The 17,780-nt window shown below is 42.2% G+C and carries 14 protein-coding genes; 8 read left to right on the top strand and 6 right to left on the bottom strand.

The window, feature by feature from the left end; all coding sequences use genetic code 11:
• Positions 1-205: 205 nt before the first annotated feature.
• From E0H79_RS01700 to sucD, 5 genes are all read left to right on the top strand, one after another.
• Entirely contained in the window at positions 206-3,028 is a 2,823-nt protein-coding gene (locus E0H79_RS01700; protein ID WP_178866163.1) for a 2-oxoglutarate dehydrogenase E1 component, read from the top strand.
• A gap of 16 nt (positions 3,029-3,044) precedes the next feature.
• The gene (gene odhB / locus E0H79_RS01695) at positions 3,045-4,259 is read left to right on the top strand and encodes a 2-oxoglutarate dehydrogenase complex dihydrolipoyllysine-residue succinyltransferase (RefSeq protein ID WP_004972191.1); all 1,215 of its coding nucleotides are present in this window, start codon (positions 3,045-3,047) and stop codon (positions 4,257-4,259) included.
• Between the two features lie 60 nt (positions 4,260-4,319).
• A complete protein-coding gene (gene lpdA, locus E0H79_RS01690; protein WP_131260672.1) occupies positions 4,320-5,753 on the top strand; it encodes a dihydrolipoyl dehydrogenase in 1,434 nt (477 codons plus the stop codon).
• A 174-nt stretch (positions 5,754-5,927) separates the two neighbouring features.
• Positions 5,928-7,094, top strand: a complete 1,167-nt coding sequence (gene sucC / locus E0H79_RS01685; protein ID WP_070153939.1) for an ADP-forming succinate--CoA ligase subunit beta — start codon at positions 5,928-5,930, stop codon at positions 7,092-7,094.
• An 11-nt stretch (positions 7,095-7,105) separates the two neighbouring features.
• Positions 7,106-7,999 carry a succinate--CoA ligase subunit alpha gene (gene sucD / locus E0H79_RS01680; protein WP_004972185.1) on the top strand — a complete coding sequence of 298 codons (894 nt, stop codon included), beginning with the start codon at positions 7,106-7,108 and terminating at the stop codon, positions 7,997-7,999.
• Between the two features lie 593 nt (positions 8,000-8,592).
• Here sucD and trpS read toward each other — a convergent pair.
• Positions 8,593-9,606: a tryptophan--tRNA ligase gene (gene trpS / locus E0H79_RS01675; RefSeq protein ID WP_004972183.1), complete on the bottom strand. Its 1,014-nt coding sequence runs from the start codon at positions 9,604-9,606 to the stop codon at positions 8,593-8,595.
• Positions 9,607-9,812: 206 nt separating this feature from the next.
• Between trpS and E0H79_RS01670 the strand changes: the two genes are divergently transcribed.
• The 3 genes from E0H79_RS01670 to E0H79_RS01660 all read left to right on the top strand — a co-directional run bounded on the left by E0H79_RS01670 (position 9,813) and on the right by E0H79_RS01660 (position 12,099).
• Positions 9,813-10,739 carry a DUF808 domain-containing protein gene (locus E0H79_RS01670; protein ID WP_131260671.1) on the top strand — a complete coding sequence of 309 codons (927 nt, stop codon included), beginning with the start codon at positions 9,813-9,815 and terminating at the stop codon, positions 10,737-10,739.
• 34 nt (positions 10,740-10,773) lie between these two features.
• Complete coding sequence (locus E0H79_RS01665) at positions 10,774-11,679, top strand: neutral zinc metallopeptidase (RefSeq protein WP_104853154.1); 906 nt, start codon at positions 10,774-10,776, stop codon at positions 11,677-11,679.
• Positions 11,680-11,763: 84 nt separating this feature from the next.
• Positions 11,764-12,099 carry an MGMT family protein gene (locus tag E0H79_RS01660; RefSeq protein WP_096901005.1) on the top strand — a complete coding sequence of 112 codons (336 nt, stop codon included), beginning with the start codon at positions 11,764-11,766 and terminating at the stop codon, positions 12,097-12,099.
• A gap of 155 nt (positions 12,100-12,254) precedes the next feature.
• On the opposite strand, the gene E0H79_RS01655 is transcribed toward E0H79_RS01660, so the two are convergent.
• From E0H79_RS01655 to carB, 5 genes are all read right to left on the bottom strand, one after another.
• Positions 12,255-12,695, bottom strand: coding sequence for a universal stress protein (locus E0H79_RS01655; protein WP_004972175.1), 441 nt, complete (start codon positions 12,693-12,695; stop codon positions 12,255-12,257).
• A gap of 189 nt (positions 12,696-12,884) precedes the next feature.
• The gene (locus E0H79_RS01650; protein WP_096901002.1) at positions 12,885-13,523 is read right to left on the bottom strand and encodes a CatB-related O-acetyltransferase; all 639 of its coding nucleotides are present in this window, start codon (positions 13,521-13,523) and stop codon (positions 12,885-12,887) included.
• 135 nt (positions 13,524-13,658) lie between these two features.
• Complete coding sequence (locus E0H79_RS01645; RefSeq protein ID WP_004972171.1) at positions 13,659-13,871, bottom strand: hypothetical protein; 213 nt, start codon at positions 13,869-13,871, stop codon at positions 13,659-13,661.
• 113 nt (positions 13,872-13,984) lie between these two features.
• A complete protein-coding gene (gene greA / locus E0H79_RS01640; protein ID WP_004972169.1) occupies positions 13,985-14,461 on the bottom strand; it encodes a transcription elongation factor GreA in 477 nt (158 codons plus the stop codon).
• Positions 14,462-14,543: 82 nt separating this feature from the next.
• Positions 14,544-17,774 (bottom strand): carbamoyl-phosphate synthase large subunit, encoded by a 3,231-nt coding sequence (carB, locus tag E0H79_RS01635; RefSeq protein WP_131260670.1) that lies wholly within the window; start codon positions 17,772-17,774, stop codon positions 14,544-14,546.
• Positions 17,775-17,780 lie beyond the last annotated feature (6 nt).

The raw sequence follows: 17,780 nt of genomic DNA, 5'->3' as shown, positions 1-17,780 counted from the left end.
GGGTCGAGTATATAAATGAGTGATGATGCCAATGAGGGCGTTATGATTCATAAATGACATTGGGTTTTCCTAATGTAGTGATAACGCCTCATGACATATGTCAACTGGGGACTAATGTCATGTTACCAATTTGACATTATCAATCATGGGTTTTGCTTAAAAAGCATCCTGGAAAATGTTTTTGCAATAGGAAATGGGTCCACAAATGCAAGAAGTTGCTGACGCACTGCGTCTTGACACTGAACTTTCCGCTGATAGTGCAGCGTATATTGAAGAACTTTACGAGCATTATTTGACGTCACCGGAATCAGTCGGTGCTGATTGGCGCGAATATTTCGATAAATTCCCGAAGGGTGATCAACCACACAGTAATGTACGTGAGCAATTCCTTTTATTAGGTCGTAATTCAAATCGCGTTCAAGCCATTGTTCAAGGGTCAGTGAGTTCTGAACATGAACAACGTCAAATTGGCGTGTTGCAACTGATTGCTGCTTACCGTAACCGTGGTCACCAAAAAGCAAAATTAGATCCACTAGGTTTGGCAAAACGTGAAGACGTGCCAGATCTTGATCTTGCTGCACATGGTTTAACCAAGTCTGATTTAGATACTGTTTTCCATACAGGTAATTTGGAAATTGGTAAGTCTGAAGCAACACTAGGCGAAATGGTTGATGCCATGCAGGCGATCTACTGCGGTTCAATTGGTGCAGAATACATGCACATTGTTGATACCAAAGAAAGACGCTGGATTCAACAACGCTTAGAAAGCGCACGTGGTAAGTTCACATTTACTGCAGATCAAAAGAAACACGTTCTTGAGCGCTTAACAGCAGCTGAGGGTCTAGAAAAATATCTAGGTAATAAATACGTTGGTGCGAAACGCTTTGGTGTAGAAGGCGGTGAATCATTTATCCCTATGGTGAATGAAATCATTCAACGTGCGGGTGCTGTTGGCTGTAAAGAAGTCGTGATTGGCATGCCACACCGTGGTCGTTTGAACCTGCTTGTGAACATCATGGGTAAAAACCCTGCAGACCTATTTGGTGAGTTCGAAGGTAAGAGCTTGCATAAAAAAGGTTCTGGCGACGTAAAATATCACCAAGGTTTCTCATCTAACGTGATGACTCCGGGGGGTGAAGTGCACTTGGCACTTGCGTTTAACCCATCGCACTTAGAAATTGTTGGACCTGTGGTTGAGGGTTCTGTACGTGCGCGCCAAGTACGTCGTAAAGACATTGGTGGTGATGATGTATTGCCATTAATCGTTCACGGTGATGCCGCATTTGCAGGTCAAGGTGTTAACCAAGAAACCTTCCAAATGTCACAAACTCGCGGTTATACCGTAGGTGGTACAGTTCACATTGTGATTAACAACCAAGTTGGTTTCACAACATCTGACCCACGTGACGCACGTTCTACTGAATACTGTACTGACATTGCAAAAATGATTCAGGCGCCAATTTTCCACGTGAATGGCGATGATCCTGAAGCGGTGATTTTTGTATCTCAATTGGCACACGATTTCCGTCATACATTCCGTAAAGACGTTGTGATTGATTTGTTCTGCTACCGTCGTCGTGGTCACAACGAAGCTGACGAGCCAGCAGCAACTCAGCCAATGATGTATCAAGTGATCAACAAAAAGACTACAACACGTACTTTATATGCTGACCAATTGGTGCAAGAAGGTGTGTTGGATCGTGCTGCGGCAGATCAAATGGTTGAAGACTACCGTTCTGATTTAGAAGCGGGTAATCACGTTGCGAATGCGTTGGTACTTGAGCCAAATACCAAAATGTTTGTAGATTGGTCTCCGTACTTAGGTCACGATTATACAGACGTTTGGGATACGACTTTCCCTGTTGAGCGTTTGAAAGAACTTGGTCAAACCATGCGTAAACTTCCAGAAGGTTTCGTGATGCAGCGCCAAGTTGCCAAAGTGATTGACGATCGCTTGAAAATGCAAACAGGTGAAATGCCACTGAACTGGGGTGCAGCTGAAACTTTAGCTTATGCAACTTTGTTGGATGAAGGCTATTTAGTTCGTTTGACTGGTGAAGACGTAGGTCGTGGTACTTTCTCACACCGTCATGCGAAATTGCACAACCAAGTCGATGGTAAAACTTATATTCCGTTATGCCATATCAAAGAGAACCAACCACGTGTTGCAATCTACGACTCTTTATTGTCTGAAATGGCAGTATTGGCATTCGAATATGGTTATGCAACGACACTTCCAAAGAGCTTGATCATTTGGGAAGCACAATTTGGTGACTTCGCAAACTGTGCTCAAGTGGTGATTGACCAGTTCATCTCATCTGGCGAAACCAAATGGGAGCGTGTATGTGGTTTAACGATGCTTCTTCCACACGGTTTTGAAGGTCAAGGTCCTGAGCACTCATCTGCACGTTTAGAGCGTTTCTTACAGCTTTGTGCGGAAGAAAACATGCAAGTGATGACACCAACAACACCTGCACAGATTTTCCACGCTTTACGTCGTCAGGCGATTCGTCCAATCCGTAAGCCAATGATCATCATGTCGCCGAAGTCTTTACTTCGTCACAAGTTAGCAGTGTCTAACCTTGATGAGCTTGCAACTGGTACATTCCAGACTGTGATTGATGAAATTGACAACATCAACAAATCAGACGTGACGCGTTTGGTATTGTGTGGTGGTAAAGTGTATTACGACTTGCTTGAAAAGCGTCGTGAATTAGAATTGAACAATACTGCAATTGTTCGTATTGAACAGTTGTACCCATATCCAGAACAACGTCTTGCTGAAGTTCTTGCTTCTTATCCAAACGTAAAAGAATTAGTTTGGACTCAAGAAGAGCCGAAGAACCAAGGTGCTTGGTTATTCATCGCGCCACGTTTATATGATGACGTAATGAAAACTGGTAAACAGATTCGCATTAGTTATGCGGGTCGTGAAGCATCTGCAGCACCAGCGTGTGGTTCACCATATTTGCATGCAAAACAACAAGCTCAGCTCATCAATGACGCGCTTGCGATCGTAGCTGAATAACAGGAGATTCGAAGTAATGGCAACCGAAATTAAAGCACCGGTATTTCCAGAGTCAGTTGCAGACGGTACGATTGCAACTTGGCACAAACAACCAGGTGAAGCAGTTTCACGTGATGAGGTGATCTGTGATATTGAAACCGATAAAGTTGTTTTGGAAGTAGTCGCTCCTGCTGATGGCACAATCTCTGCAATCATCAAAAACGAAGGCGATACAGTTCTTTCTGACGAAGTAATTGCTCAATTTGAAGCGGGTGCTGTTTCTGGCGCTGCTCAAACTCAAGCAGTTCAGTCTGAAGCACAAGTAGAGCAAGCTGCGGCGAAAACTGAAGCAGGTGCTGCACCAGTTGTTGAGCGTGCACAACCAGTTGCTGACCAAGCACCAGCAGTACGTAAAGCGTTGACTGAAACAGGTATCAATGCTGCAGACGTTTCTGGTACAGGTCGTGGTGGTCGTATCACTAAAGAAGATGTTGCAAATCATCAAGCTAAACCTGCTGCTGCAGCTGCGCCATTAAGCGTTGCGGTAGGTGAGCGTATCGAGAAACGTGTTCCTATGACACGTTTACGTAAGCGTGTTGCAGAGCGTTTACTTGCAGCGACTCAAGAAACTGCAATGTTGACAACATTCAACGAAGTGAACATGAAGCCAATCATGGAAATGCGTGCACAATACAAAGACGCATTTGAAAAACGTCATGGTGCACGTTTAGGCTTTATGTCTTTCTTCGTGAAAGCTGCAACTGAAGCATTGAAACGTTACCCAGCAGTAAACGCTTCTATTGATGGCGAAGACATCGTATATCACGGTTACTACGACATCGGTGTTGCGGTTTCTTCTGACCGTGGTTTAGTGGTTCCTGTATTACGTGATACAGACCGCATGAACTACGCTGAAGTAGAAAACGGTATTCGTGACTATGCTTATAAAGCACGTGACGGTAAGCTAGGTATTGAAGATATGACTGGCGGTACATTCACCATTACTAACGGTGGTACTTTCGGTTCATTGTTATCTACACCAATTCTAAACACGCCACAAACTGCAATTTTGGGCATGCACAAAATCCAAGAGCGTCCTATGGCGGTAAATGGTCAAGTTGAAATCTTGCCAATGATGTACTTAGCGCTTTCTTATGACCACCGTTTAATTGATGGTAAAGAAGCTGTAGGTTTCCTTGTAACAATCAAAGAATTGTTAGAAGAGCCAGCTAAACTCATCCTTGACCTTTAATTCTAAAGAATAAATCAGTGGGCTTGGAGCGATCCTCTAAGCCCATTTTTGGAGATAAAAATGTCTCAACAATTTGATCTTGTTGTTATTGGCGGTGGCCCAGGTGGTTATGAAGCGGCAATTCGTGCGGCTCAACTTGGCTTTAAAGTTGCGTGTATCGAAAAACGTATTCACAAAGGTAAACCATCTTTGGGCGGTACATGCTTAAACGTGGGTTGTATCCCATCTAAAGCATTACTTGATTCTTCACATCGTTATGAAGATACGGTTCATCACTTGGCTGATCATGGTATCACTACAGGTGAAGTACAGTTTGACCTTGCGAAGCTATTAGCACGTAAAGACAAAATCGTTGACCAATTAACTGGCGGTATTGATCAGTTATTAAAAGGTAACGGTGTTGAGTGGTTAAAAGGTACGGGTAAATTGCTTGCAGGTAAAAAAGTTGAGTTCGTTTCTCATGAAGGCGAAACTCAAGTTTTAGAGCCTAAGTATGTGATTCTTGCGACTGGTTCAGTTCCTGTAAATATTCCTGTTGCTCCTGTAGATCAAGACATTATTGTTGATTCTACTGGTGCATTAGAATTCCCAGAAGTGCCTAAGCGTTTAGGTGTGATTGGTGCAGGCGTAATTGGTCTTGAACTTGGTTCAGTATGGCGTCGTCTAGGTGCAGAAGTTGTTGTATTTGAAGCAATGGATGCATTCTTACCAATGGCTGACAAAGCTTTGGCAAAAGACTACCAGAAACTATTGACTAAGCAAGGTATGGATATCCGTATCGGTGCGAAAGTTTCAGGTACTGAAGTTAATGGTCGTGAAGTGACTGTTAAATATACCCAAGGCGGCGAAGAAAAAGAACAAACTTTCGATAAATTGATCGTTTGTGTAGGTCGTCGTGCTTATGCTGAAGGTTTATTGGCAGATGACTGCGGTATTAAACTGACTGAACGTGGCTTAGTTGAAGTAAACGATTGGTGTGCAACTTCTGTTGAAGGTGTATATGCAATTGGTGACTTGGTACGTGGTCCAATGCTTGCACACAAAGCAATGGAAGAAGGCGTAATGGCAGTTGAACGTATTCACGGTCATGCTGCACAAGTTAACTATGACACAATCATTTCAGTAATCTACACACACCCTGAAGCGGCGTGGGTTGGTTTAACTGAAGAGCAAGCGAAAGAAAAAGGCCACGAAGTGAAAACTGGTCAATTCGGTTTCGCGGTAAATGGTCGTGCTTTAGCAGCAGGCGAAGGTGCTGGTTTCGTGAAGTTTGTTGCAGATGCAAAAACAGATCGTTTATTGGGTATGCACGTGATTGGACCTGCTGCGTCTGACATCGTTCACCAAGGTATGATTGCACTTGAGTTCGTATCTTCAGTTGAAGATTTACAATTAATGACATTTGGTCACCCAACCTTCTCTGAAGTGGTGCATGAAGCCGCTTTAGCTGTAGATGGGCGTGCGATTCACGCGATTCAGCGTAAACGCAAATAACACTAAAAAGAGCGGCTTAGGCCGCTCTTTTTGCATTTGATGGTTGTATTTATGGGAATAATCATCTAAAAGTAAAGAGCATAGGAAAAACACCACACAAGGAAAGCAATATTAAAACGCAGGTTTGATATTGGTGGTGATAACTGAATAAAAGAAGTAGTAAAAGGTTAGTCAATGAATCTACATGAGTATCAAGCAAAAGCGCTATTAAAAAAATATGGTATGCCAGTACAAGAAGGCATTTTGGCAACTACAGCCGTAGAAGCCGTGCAAGCTTTCGAGCAACTGGGCGGTAAATTTGCGGTGATGAAAGCTCAGGTGCATGCAGGTGGTCGCGGTAAAGCGGGCGGCGTGAAGGTCGTAAAATCTGCACAAGAAGCAGCAGACTATGCCAACCAAATTCTAGGAACACGTTTGGTCACCTATCAAACCGATGCCTATGGTCAGCCTGTAAACAGTATTTTAGTGGCTGAAGATGTTTATCCTGTAGAGCGTGAACTGTACTTGGGTGCAGTGGTAGATCGTTCTAGCCGTCGCGTCACTTTTATGGCCTCTACCGAAGGTGGTGTTGAAATTGAGAAAGTGGCAGAAGAAACCCCAGAAAAAATTATTAAAGTAGAAGTTGATCCTTTGGTGGGATTATTGCCATTTCAAGCACGTGAAGTGGCCTTTGCATTAAAACTCAAAGACAGTCAAATCACGCAGTTTGTGAAGATTATGACAGCGGCTTATCAGGCATTTATCGACAATGATTTTGCCTTATTTGAAATTAACCCATTGTCTGTACGTGAAAATGGCGACATTTTATGTGTCGATGCCAAAGTCGGTATTGATTCCAATGCGCTGTATCGTTTGCCTGAAGTCTTGGCACTGCGCGATAAAACACAAGAAAATGAACGTGAATTGCGTGCATCAGAATTTGACCTGAACTATGTTGCTTTAGAAGGTAATATCGGTTGTATGGTGAATGGTGCAGGTTTAGCGATGGCGACTATGGATATTATTAAACTCTATGGTGGTCAGCCTGCGAACTTCTTGGATGTAGGTGGTGGTGCAACCAAAGAACGCGTAATTGAAGCCTTTAAAATTATTTTGGCAGATCACTCGGTTAAAGGCGTACTGATTAATATTTTTGGTGGAATTGTACGTTGTGACATGATTGCGGAAGCAATTATTGCAGCGGTTCAGGAAGTAAATGTGACGGTACCTGTAGTGGTTCGCCTAGAAGGGAACAACTCGGAACTTGGTGCAAAATTACTCGATGAATCAGGATTAAAACTTATTTCTGCAAACGGCTTGTCTGATGCCGCAGAAAAAATTGTTGCTGCAGTGAAAGCTTAAGGAGAATCAGGATGAGCGTATTAATTAATAAAGACACCAAAGTATTGGTACAAGGTTTCACTGGTAAAAATGGTACTTTTCACTCAGCACAAGCACTTGATTATGGAACTAAAGTGGTGGGTGGGGTAACGCCAGGAAAAGGTGGTCAAACCCATTTGGAATTACCTGTATTTAACACCATGAAAGAAGCTGTACGTGAAACAGGTGCAGATGCATCGGTGATTTATGTGCCTGCACCGTTTGTTTTAGATTCGATTGTAGAAGCAGTCGATTCTGGAGTAGGTTTGATTGTGGTGATTACGGAAGGTGTGCCAACCATCGACATGCTCAAAGCCAAGCGTTATTTAGAAACCAATGGCAATGGTACACGTTTGGTGGGACCAAACTGCCCAGGTGTGATTACACCAGGTGAATGTAAAATTGGCATCATGCCAGGGCATATTCATCAACCAGGACGAATTGGCATTATTTCACGTTCAGGTACTTTGACCTATGAAGCTGTGGCACAAACCACCAAATTAGGCTTAGGGCAATCGACCTGTATCGGGATTGGTGGTGACCCGATTCCAGGTATGAACCAAATTGATGCTTTAAAACTGTTCCAAGACGACCCAGATACCGATGCGATTATTATGATTGGTGAAATTGGTGGTACAGCAGAAGAAGAGGCTGCGGAATATATCCAGTCGAATGTCAGCAAACCTGTGGTGGGTTATATTGCAGGAGTGACGGCACCTAAAGGTAAGCGTATGGGACATGCGGGTGCAATTATTTCAGGCGGTAAAGGCACTGCGGAAGAAAAATTTGCAGCCTTTGAGCGTGCTGGAATTGCTTATACGCGTAGCCCTGCAGAACTGGGTTCTACCATGTGGCAAGTCTTAAAAGATCAGGATTTGCTTAAATAAGTCAAATTTTGAAGAGCTTGATTTTATTCTGCGCTCAATCCCCAATATTGGGGATTTTTTATGTTGAAAAATTAGCCACATTTGAGAGATAAAGTATATGATAAGAGTTAATTTGGTATTGCTTTGTTGCATAAATATGTAAGCATCTGATTTAAATAAATTTAATTTTGTATCAAAAAATAATCAAAACTTTTAAATCATATAGTTATGAAATCTTTGTGCGACAAAGCCGTTCAAGTAATTTTTTGCATCTCGGGAAATTATTTTTATTGTTGTACAAGCTGTATAAACAGCTGATTCAAATAAAAAAATACGCAATGATTGGGGTGATCATTGCGTATGAAAAACGAATCTGCTTTCACAGCTTCGATAACGGAGAAATGTTATGAAATTAGGATTGCTCCTAAAGCATGTAAGTATACTAAACTGAGAATGAATACTATTCCGCAGTATTCAGGTTACGTGATGTTAAATCACGTAAGTAATAAGTGTTTTTTGTGAGTCGAGTCAGCTTGTGTTGATTTTTCACTCAAATAAAAAGTCTCTTATTCATGTGAATAAGAGACTTTAAAATATTTGTATCTACAAAATGCTTAGAAGCGGAATACACCCAAGCCAGCTTTCACTTCATCTAAAGTTTGCTGGGTAATATCACGGCATTTGTCGGTGCCTGTTTTCAAAATATCCATAATGTAGTCAGGATCTTTAGCAAGTTCGATACGACGTTCACGGATCGGCCCAATCAATTCTTTTAGAATGCCTTCCAAACGCTTTTTCACCGTACCATCGCCCAAACCACCACGACGATAATGCGCTTTCAGTTCTTCAAGTTCTTCTTTGTTGGTATCGAAGGCATCTAAATAAGTAAATACTACGTTGCCTTCAACCTGACCTGGGTCTTCGATACGCAGGTGATTTGGGTCGGTGTACATTGCATTGACAGCTTTTTTAATGTCTTTGTCTGTGGCATCTAACACAATGGTATTGCCCAGTGATTTTGACATTTTCGCTTTACCATCAAAACCAGGTAAACGTCCGACATTTGACAACAATGCCTGACATTCAGGTAGCAAGTCATGACCAATTTGACGATTCACCCGACGCACAATTTCATTGGTCTGTTCAATCATTGGAATTTGGTCTTCACCTACAGGAACGACCGTTGCTTTAAATGCAGTAATATCGGCTGCTTGAGCTACAGGGTAGCACAGGAAACCTGCAGGAATATCACGCTCAAAACCACGCATCTGAATTTCAGATTTAATGGTTGGGTTACGCTCCAAACGTGCCACAGTCACGAAGTTTAAATACAACATGGTGAGTTCGTTTAATGCAGGCAGGCAAGATTGCACGCAAATGGTGGTTTTTGTTGGATCAATCCCCACCGCTAAATAATCGGTTGCTACCTCAATAATATTACGACGGACTTTTTCAAAGTTATCGGCATTGTCAGTTAAGGCTTGAGCATCGGCAAGTAACAGGTGTTGATGATGTGAGTCTTGTAAACCTACACGTGAACGTAAAGAACCCACAAAGTGACCTAAATGTAGTTGTCCAGTTGGACGATCGCCTGTCAAAATCACAGGACGATTATCTTGATTACTCATTTTTTATTCCAAGTCGTATCTACGACATCTATGTACCGATGAATTGCTACATTGTAAGGCATAACATTTTTCAATGTCACTTCCTTAAGTGAGTTGAATAGAATTTGCTGTAAAAAATTTTGCTGTAAAAATTAATGAAGTAAATACAGACCCTATATAAATTCAGTTTTAAAATAACTTGAAAATCATATAAGGATAACAACGCAATGGCGAGCAGCTTATTACTTTTATTAGATGACATTGCAACAGTTTTAGATGATGTGGCAGTTATGAGCAAAATGGCTGCAAAAAAAACCGCAGGGGTTTTGGGCGATGATTTGGCGTTGAATGCGCAGCAAGTCAGTGGTGTACGTGCAGAGCGTGAGTTGCCTGTGGTATGGCGTGTGGCTAAAGGTTCATTCATCAATAAGCTAATTTTAGTACCGCTCGCGTTATTAATTAGTGTCGTTGCGCCGTGGTTAATCAATCCTTTATTGGTGGTTGGTGGTCTATTTTTAAGTTATGAAGGTGTGGAAAAAATCATGCACACCTTACAACACAAAAAAGCCCAAACGGCTAAAGAAGCGCAACTTGAGCTAATTCAAACTGAGCAAGACCTTGCGGCTTATGAAACCGAAAAAATTAAAGGTGCTGTGCGTACTGACTTTATTTTATCGGCGGAAATTGTGGTGATTTCTTTGGGGACTGTGGCTGCGGCAGGCTTTCTAACCAAAGTGACAGTATTAAGTTTAATTGCGATTGCCATGACGGTGGGTGTCTATGGGTTCGTTGCGTTAATTGTCAAAATTGATGACATTGGTTTATATCTCACAGAACAAGCTGCCAATTTTAAACAACGTATTGGGCATGGTTTACTGGCATTTGCTCCAGTTTTAATGAAGACATTATCTGTAGTTGGCACTGCAGCGATGTTCTTGGTTGGTGGGGGAATTATCAATCATGCTATTCCTTTTGTGCACCATTTCACAGAAGATACGGTAGAGTATGTACAAGACATCCCAACGATGGGCAGTATTGTAGGTTCAGTCACGCCAATGTTGATGAACCTTGTCGTGGGTATTTTGGCAGGCATCTTGGTGGTGATTGTGGTCGCACTTGTTCAAAAAGTGTGGTCAAAGTCTAAATCGGCTTAATCTATTATCAGAGTTTAAGAGAAGGATAAGAATAATGCGTTGGAAAGGTCGTCGAGTTAGCACGAATGTAGAAGACCGCCGTGGTGGCGGTGGAGCAAAAGCGGGCGGTATCAGTATTTTGGGCTTAGTGGTGGCCTTTGTTGCATGGAAGTTCTTTGGCATCGATCCGCAATCGGCTTATCAAGCGACCAAGCAAGTCACCTCACATGCGCAAAGTGCTGAAACTAAAGGTTTAGATAATCCAACTCCTGAACAACAAGAGGCGATGGAGTTTGTGGGCACTGTTTTGGCCGATACAGAAGATACGTGGTCACAAGTGTTTCAGCAGCAGTTAAATAGCCAATATATACCACCTAAACTGGTGTTATTTACAGGTGTGGTCAATTCTGGCTGTGGTACGGCACAATCGGCAATGGGGCCATTTTATTGTCCTGCCGATCAAAAAGTATATATTGATACTTCATTCTTCCAAGCCATGCGTCAGCAAATGGGCATTGGTGGTGAACAAAATCAGACTGAATTAAGCCGAAATGATCAGGCGGGCGATTTTGCTCAAGCCTATGTGGTGGCGCATGAAGTTGGGCATCATATTCAGACCATTTTAGGGATTTCAGAACAAGTGCATAAAGCACGTCAGCAAGTCAGCGAAGTACAGGGTAATCAGCTTTCGGTACGTCAGGAATTACAAGCGGACTGTTTATCGGGAGTGTGGGCGCATCATAACCATCAACGTACTCAATTCCTCGAACAAGGTGATATTGAAGAAGCAATGGATGCGGCACATAAAATTGGCGATGACTATTTACAAAAACGTGCACGTGGGCAAGTCGTGCCTGATAGCTTTACGCATGGTACCAGTGCACAGCGCGTACAATGGTTCCAGACTGGCTTAAAATCAGGCTTGATCAGTGATTGTGATACATTCAATGCCGCAATTTAACTGACTTAAAAATCAAGTTTTATAAACAAAAGGAGTGCTGCCAGTCGCTCCTTTTTTATAGGCTAAATGAATGCGAGTGGATAGATGCAAACAACGTTAAGCCGTAAACCGAGTGATGAATTAGCACACATGATTTTGAACGTGGTGTGTTTGATTCCAGCAGGTCAGGTTGCGACCTATGGGCAAGTGGCATGCCTAGCGGGTCTGCCCAAACATGCACGTTTGGTCGGTTATGTCCTCAGGCATTTATCGGCAGAACATACTGTGCCGTGGCATCGGGTGATTAATGCGCAAGGAAAAATTAGCCTAAGCAAACTAAACGCCCAAGGAGAAAATATACAAACTTTAAAATTACAGGAAGAAGGGATTGTGGTAATTGCAGAAAAGGTGAATTTAAAACAATACCAATGGCAGAATTAAACTGAGCTGCTAAATCGAGCGTTTAATATTGAGATATGGTGATACTGAGAAAATTTGCTGAATAGAGTGCTGCAAATAAAAATTTTAGAACAAACAAAGAAATCTAAATGAGAGGGGAAGTTCCTCACTTCCGTAGAAATGAGGAACACGCAATCTTATTGACGTACAACCAATACAGGTGTTGTACCTTCACTTAGGATGCTTTGCGCAACGCTACCTAAGAATAATTTTTTCAAGCCAGTGCGGCCATGTGAACCAATCACGATAAGGTCAGCATTTAAGTCTTTTGCAGCATTGGTAATTTCGCGTGCAATTACTTGACCTTCAAGTAGTTTAGTTTCAGCTTCAACACCTTGTTCAGTGAATTTTTGCTTTGCTTCTTCTAAAGTTTTTACGATAGAAGCGCGAGCGCGTTCAATCAAGTCATTGGTTTGGTTTGCAGTGATGTATTCTGCAGCAATATACGGGTCAAGTGTAAGTACTTGTACCACAGTGATTTTACTACCAAATGCTTTTGCAAGTTCAGCAGCTTTTGCAACAGCGGCAAAAGAAGTTTCAGAACCGTCCACTGGTACGAGGATGTTTTGGTAAGCCATGAGTGTTTCTCCTTATTGTAATTTCAATACTTTAATAAAATATTCGCTCTGAGTCCTGTCTTATCTTACGCTGAATTCATATAGAATAAAACCCAGTAATTTCATAAAGATAATTGAGTGCTGTAAGTCCTTATTTCACCTTAATTTAGCATGAAATTATGAAGCTGTGCTTTCAATTCAACTAAAGTTTTAGTCATTTTTTGTTTGCGTGTTTGTCAAAAAATCGATCAGTTGATTGACATCATTACTCTGCAATTGTTCGCGGATTTTCAGTAAATATTTTTCATCAAAATCATACAGTTTTAGCGCCAAAAGTTGAGCAATCTCTGTTTCACTAAAGCGGTATTTAATTACTTTGGCAGGCACACCTGCCACAATAGCGTAAGGCGGTACATCTTGCGTAACCACTGCACCTGTCGCCACAATTGCACCTTCGCCTAGTTCAACACCTTGCATAATCATGGCGCGACTGCCAATCCAGCAGCCATCGCCAATTGTGGTATCACCTGCCGCAACAAAACTGCGAGTATCAAACGGAAAAGCCGAAACCCAGTCACTGCGATGCAATTGATTGCCACCCATCATAATCACGCATTCCGCACCAAAACAGACAAAATTGCCAATATGTAATTGATCAATTGGCTTGTCTGCTGTTGCAGGTTTGTCATGTAAATAACGCACCACACAACGTTCAAAACCCTGATCCCAATAGGCTGAATAATAAGAGTAATTGCCTTTGATGTGGATGTTGGGGTTTTTCACAGTTTTGGAGATGAACTCAAATTCGCACCAGTGTTTAACAGGGGAATTAATCAGCGTTTCGGACATCGTTTTTTCGTGTGGAGAGATGAGGGGATTATATCTGAAATTTTGAACCTCTCCCTAGCCCTTTCCTAGAAGGAGAGGGAATGTTCAAAATATTAGTTGACCACTACACTTTAGTGATTTGAAAGCTTAAAGTATCTATCTTAAAAAATTCCACAAATACATAAAAACATTTTTAACACTGTTTGGAAATAAGAATCCCCAAATAGCAAAAAAGAGTGATGATGCCAATACGATACTGACAGGACTGGTTTGTGTATTGATAAAGAGTCCCCAGACTGGAATTAAAATCAGTCCTAACACAGCCCCAGAAAGCGCATAAACAAATGCATGAATGATGCGATTTTCCATCTTATTTTCCTCTATTTTTATCGCAGTATAATCTATAAGCTCGGCTGTATGATTTATAGGCAATAAAAAACCCCTCAAAGAGGGGCATCGCGTGTAGTCATCTTTATTAAAACTTAAAGATATTCTACATTCACAATTTCATATTCCACTTCGCCTTGCGGAGTGACAATTTTGGCTTCATCACCTTCATTTTTGCCCAACAAACCGCGTGCAATAGGCGAATTCACTGAAATTTTATTGATTTTAAAATCAGCTTCATCATCACCTACAATTTTGTAGGTTTTTTGCTCTTCGGTGTCTAGGTTTTCAATGGTCACAGTCACACCAAAAACCACACGTCCGTTTTGTTCCAATTCTTTAACATCAATTACTTGGCAAGCGCCTAATTTACCTTCGATGTCTTGGATACGACCTTCGCAGAAACCTTGCTGTTCACGTGCGGCATGGTATTCAGCATTTTCTTTTAAATCGCCATGTTCACGCGCTTCTGCAATCGCTGCAGTAATACGTGGACGTTCAACCGATTTAAGTTGTTGTAATTCTTGCTCTAAAGCGTGTTTACCTTCAGGCGTCATAGGATAACGTTGCATGTTGTCCCTCTTTAAAAATATTGAAGTCTATAAATGAAAAAAGCCCGCCACCCGAAAGGTGACGGGACTTTATTGAAATGTATTAACCTACAGTAAGATCTTGCAGGCGATATACATCCATTGGTAATTTAATCGCTAAGGCTTGGCATACAGCATCTGCGCCATTCAAGGTCGTGGTGTAATACACTTTACCTTGCAATGCAGAACGACGGATTGAGAATGAATCCTGCTGAGCTTGTTTGCCTTCAGAAGTATTGATGATGAGGTGAATCTCACCATTTTTCAAGCGGTCTACAATGTGTGGGCGACCTTCAGTCACTTTATTCACACGTTCACACTCAATACCTGCATCGGTGATGACTTTATGCGTACCACCCGTTGCAACAAGTTTGAAGCCAAAATCAGCCAATTGTTTTGCAATACGCGCCACATGCGGTTTATCTGACTCACGTACAGATAAGAATGCATGTTTTACTTCGCCTTCAGTTGGGATTCCTGGTAAGCGATCATTCGAGCCTAACACAGCTTTATAGAATGCTTCACCAAAAGTTTTGCCCACACCCATCACTTCACCTGTAGATTTCATCTCAGGCCCAAGCACAGGGTCTACACCAGGGAACTTGTTGAATGGGAACACAGCTTCTTTCACAGAGAAGTGTTGCGGAATAATTTCTTTAGTAAAGCCTTGTGCTTCTAAAGATTGACCTGCCATACAACGTGCTGCAACTTTAGCCAATGATTCGCCAATACACTTAGAAACGAACGGAACAGTACGTGATGCACGTGGGTTCACTTCTAAGATATAAACGTCATTGCCTTTCACTGCAAACTGTACGTTCATTAGACCAATAACGCCCAACTCTTTTGCCATTGCAACAGTTTGACGACGCATTTCGTCCTGTACTTCATCTGACAATGAATAAGGTGGAATTGAACATGCTGAGTCGCCAGAGTGAATACCTGCTTGTTCGATGTGCTGCATAATACCGCCAATCACCACATCTTTACCGTCAGATACGCAGTCTACGTCAACTTCAATCGCATCATCCAAGAAACGGTCTAACAGTACAGGTGCATCGTTAGATGCTTGAACTGCATCACGCAAGTAGCGTTTCAATTCTTCTTCGTTATACACGATTTCCATTGCACGACCACCCAATACATAAGATGGACGAACAACGAGCGGGTAACCCACTTTCGCTGCTTCTGCGATACCTTCTTCAGCAGATTTTACAATGCTGTTGTTAGGCTGACGCAATTGCAGACGTTGAATCATTTGCTGGAAACGCTCACGGTCTTCTGCACGGTCAATTGCATCTGGTGATGTACCAATAATTGGCGCACCTGCCTCTTCTAAAGCGCGTGCCAATTTCAATGGAGTTTGACCACCGTACTGTACGATAATGCCTTTTGGCTTTTCAGTACGTACGATTTCAAGTACATCTTCCAAAGTAATTGGTTCAAAGTACAAACGGTCTGAAGTGTCGTAATCGGTAGATACTGTTTCAGGGTTACAGTTCACCATGATGGTCTCAAAACCATCTTCACGCATTGCAAGCGAAGCGTGTACACAGCAGTAATCGAATTCGATCCCTTGACCAATACGGTTTGGACCACCGCCAATCACCATGATCTTGTCTTTCGCTGAAGGATTCGACTCACACTCTTCATCGTAAGTTGAATACATATATGCTGTGTCAGATTCAAACTCTGCAGCACAGGTATCTACACGTTTATAAACTGGGGTTACGCCCAAGTTCCAACGGTGTTTACGGAATTGCTTTTGTGAAATACCCATCAAGTTCGCAATACGTAGGTCAGATAAACCTTTACGTTTGAACGAACGGATGTTGTCAGCGTTTAGATCACCAAAACCTAAAGTTTTGATTTCATTTTCAGTGTTCACGATGTCTTGAATTTGAATTAAGAACCAACGGTCAATTTTGGTCGCTTCAAAAACTTCGTCCAAGCTAAAGCCATGACGGAATGCGTCAGCCACGTACCAAATACGCTCAGGACCTGGAACTTTCAATTCAACTAAAATCTTGTCGCGTGCGCCTTCAGCACCCACTTCAATTTGTTCGTCAAAACCACAAGCGCCAGTTTCTAAACCACGAAGGGCTTTGTTTACAGATTCTTGGAAGTTACGACCAATCGCCATGACTTCACCTACAGATTTCATCTGCGTGGTTAAAGTCGCGTCTGCTTGAGGGAACTTTTCAAAGTTGAAACGTGGAACTTTAGTTACAACGTAGTCAATTGATGGTTCAAATGCCGCAGGAGTGGTACCGCCTGTGATGTCATTTTTCAGTTCATCAAGGGTATAACCCACAGCCAATTTCGCTGCAACTTTTGCAATTGGGAAACCAGTGGCTTTAGATGCAAGTGCAGATGAACGAGATACACGTGGGTTCATCTCAATCACAACCATACGACCAGTATTCGGGCAAATACCGAACTGAACGTTAGAACCACCTGTTTCTACACCAATTTCACGAAGTACCGCTAAAGATGCATTACGCATCAATTGGTATTCTTTGTCCGTCAAAGTTTGCGCAGGAGCAACGGTGATTGAGTCACCAGTGTGCACGCCCATTGGGTCAAAGTTTTCGATTGAACATACGATGATACAGTTGTCGTTTTTATCACGTACAACTTCCATCTCATATTCTTTCCAACCAATAAGTGATTCATCAATCAATAATTGTTTGGTTGGAGAAAGATCGAAACCGCGTTCACAGATTTCAAGGAATTCTTCTTTGTTATATGCGATACCGCCACCAGAACCACCCATGGTGAATGATGGACGAATAATCACAGGGAAGCCAAAGCGAGATTGAATCTCAAGTGCTTCTTCCATAGATTCAGCAATTGCTGCTTTTGGACACTCAAGACCAATTTTGCGCATTGCTTCATCAAACAACTTACGGTCTTCGGCTTTTTCAATCGCGTCTTTGGTTGCACCAATTAATTCAACATTGTATTTGGCTAAAATACCGTTGGCATCTAATGCAAGCGCACAGTTCAATGCAGTTTGACCACCCATGGTCGGAAGTACTGCATCTGGACGTTCTTTTTCAATGATTGCTGCAACAGTCTGCCAAGTGATTGGCTCGATATAAGTTGCATCTGCCATTGCAGGGTCAGTCATGATGGTCGCAGGGTTCGAGTTTACCAAAATAACGCGGTAACCTTCTTCACGCAGCGCTTTACATGCTTGAGCACCAGAATAGTCAAACTCACAAGCCTGACCAATAACAATAGGACCAGCACCAATAATTAAGATGCTTTTAATATCCGTACGTTTAGGCATTATTTC

Origin of the sequence: Acinetobacter sp. ANC 5045, assembly GCF_004331005.1 — a bacterium.
Lineage (GTDB): Bacteria > Pseudomonadota > Gammaproteobacteria > Pseudomonadales > Moraxellaceae > Acinetobacter > Acinetobacter towneri.
This window is presented reverse-complemented; position numbering and strand designations above follow the sequence as displayed.

Coding starts and splice junctions, on each gene's coding strand:
- E0H79_RS01700 (WP_178866163.1), top strand. CDS start 206: ATGCAAGAAGTTGCTGACGCACTGCGTCTTGACACTGAACTTTCCGCT.
- odhB (WP_004972191.1), top strand. CDS start 3,045: ATGGCAACCGAAATTAAAGCACCGGTATTTCCAGAGTCAGTTGCAGAC.
- lpdA (WP_131260672.1), top strand. CDS start 4,320: ATGTCTCAACAATTTGATCTTGTTGTTATTGGCGGTGGCCCAGGTGGT.
- sucC (WP_070153939.1), top strand. CDS start 5,928: ATGAATCTACATGAGTATCAAGCAAAAGCGCTATTAAAAAAATATGGT.
- sucD (WP_004972185.1), top strand. CDS start 7,106: ATGAGCGTATTAATTAATAAAGACACCAAAGTATTGGTACAAGGTTTC.
- trpS (WP_004972183.1), bottom strand. CDS start 9,606: ATGAGTAATCAAGATAATCGTCCTGTGATTTTGACAGGCGATCGTCCA.
- E0H79_RS01670 (WP_131260671.1), top strand. CDS start 9,813: ATGGCGAGCAGCTTATTACTTTTATTAGATGACATTGCAACAGTTTTA.
- E0H79_RS01665 (WP_104853154.1), top strand. CDS start 10,774: ATGCGTTGGAAAGGTCGTCGAGTTAGCACGAATGTAGAAGACCGCCGT.
- E0H79_RS01660 (WP_096901005.1), top strand. CDS start 11,764: ATGCAAACAACGTTAAGCCGTAAACCGAGTGATGAATTAGCACACATG.
- E0H79_RS01655 (WP_004972175.1), bottom strand. CDS start 12,695: ATGGCTTACCAAAACATCCTCGTACCAGTGGACGGTTCTGAAACTTCT.
- E0H79_RS01650 (WP_096901002.1), bottom strand. CDS start 13,523: ATGTCCGAAACGCTGATTAATTCCCCTGTTAAACACTGGTGCGAATTT.
- E0H79_RS01645 (WP_004972171.1), bottom strand. CDS start 13,871: ATGGAAAATCGCATCATTCATGCATTTGTTTATGCGCTTTCTGGGGCT.
- greA (WP_004972169.1), bottom strand. CDS start 14,461: ATGCAACGTTATCCTATGACGCCTGAAGGTAAACACGCTTTAGAGCAA.
- carB (WP_131260670.1), bottom strand. CDS start 17,774: ATGCCTAAACGTACGGATATTAAAAGCATCTTAATTATTGGTGCTGGT.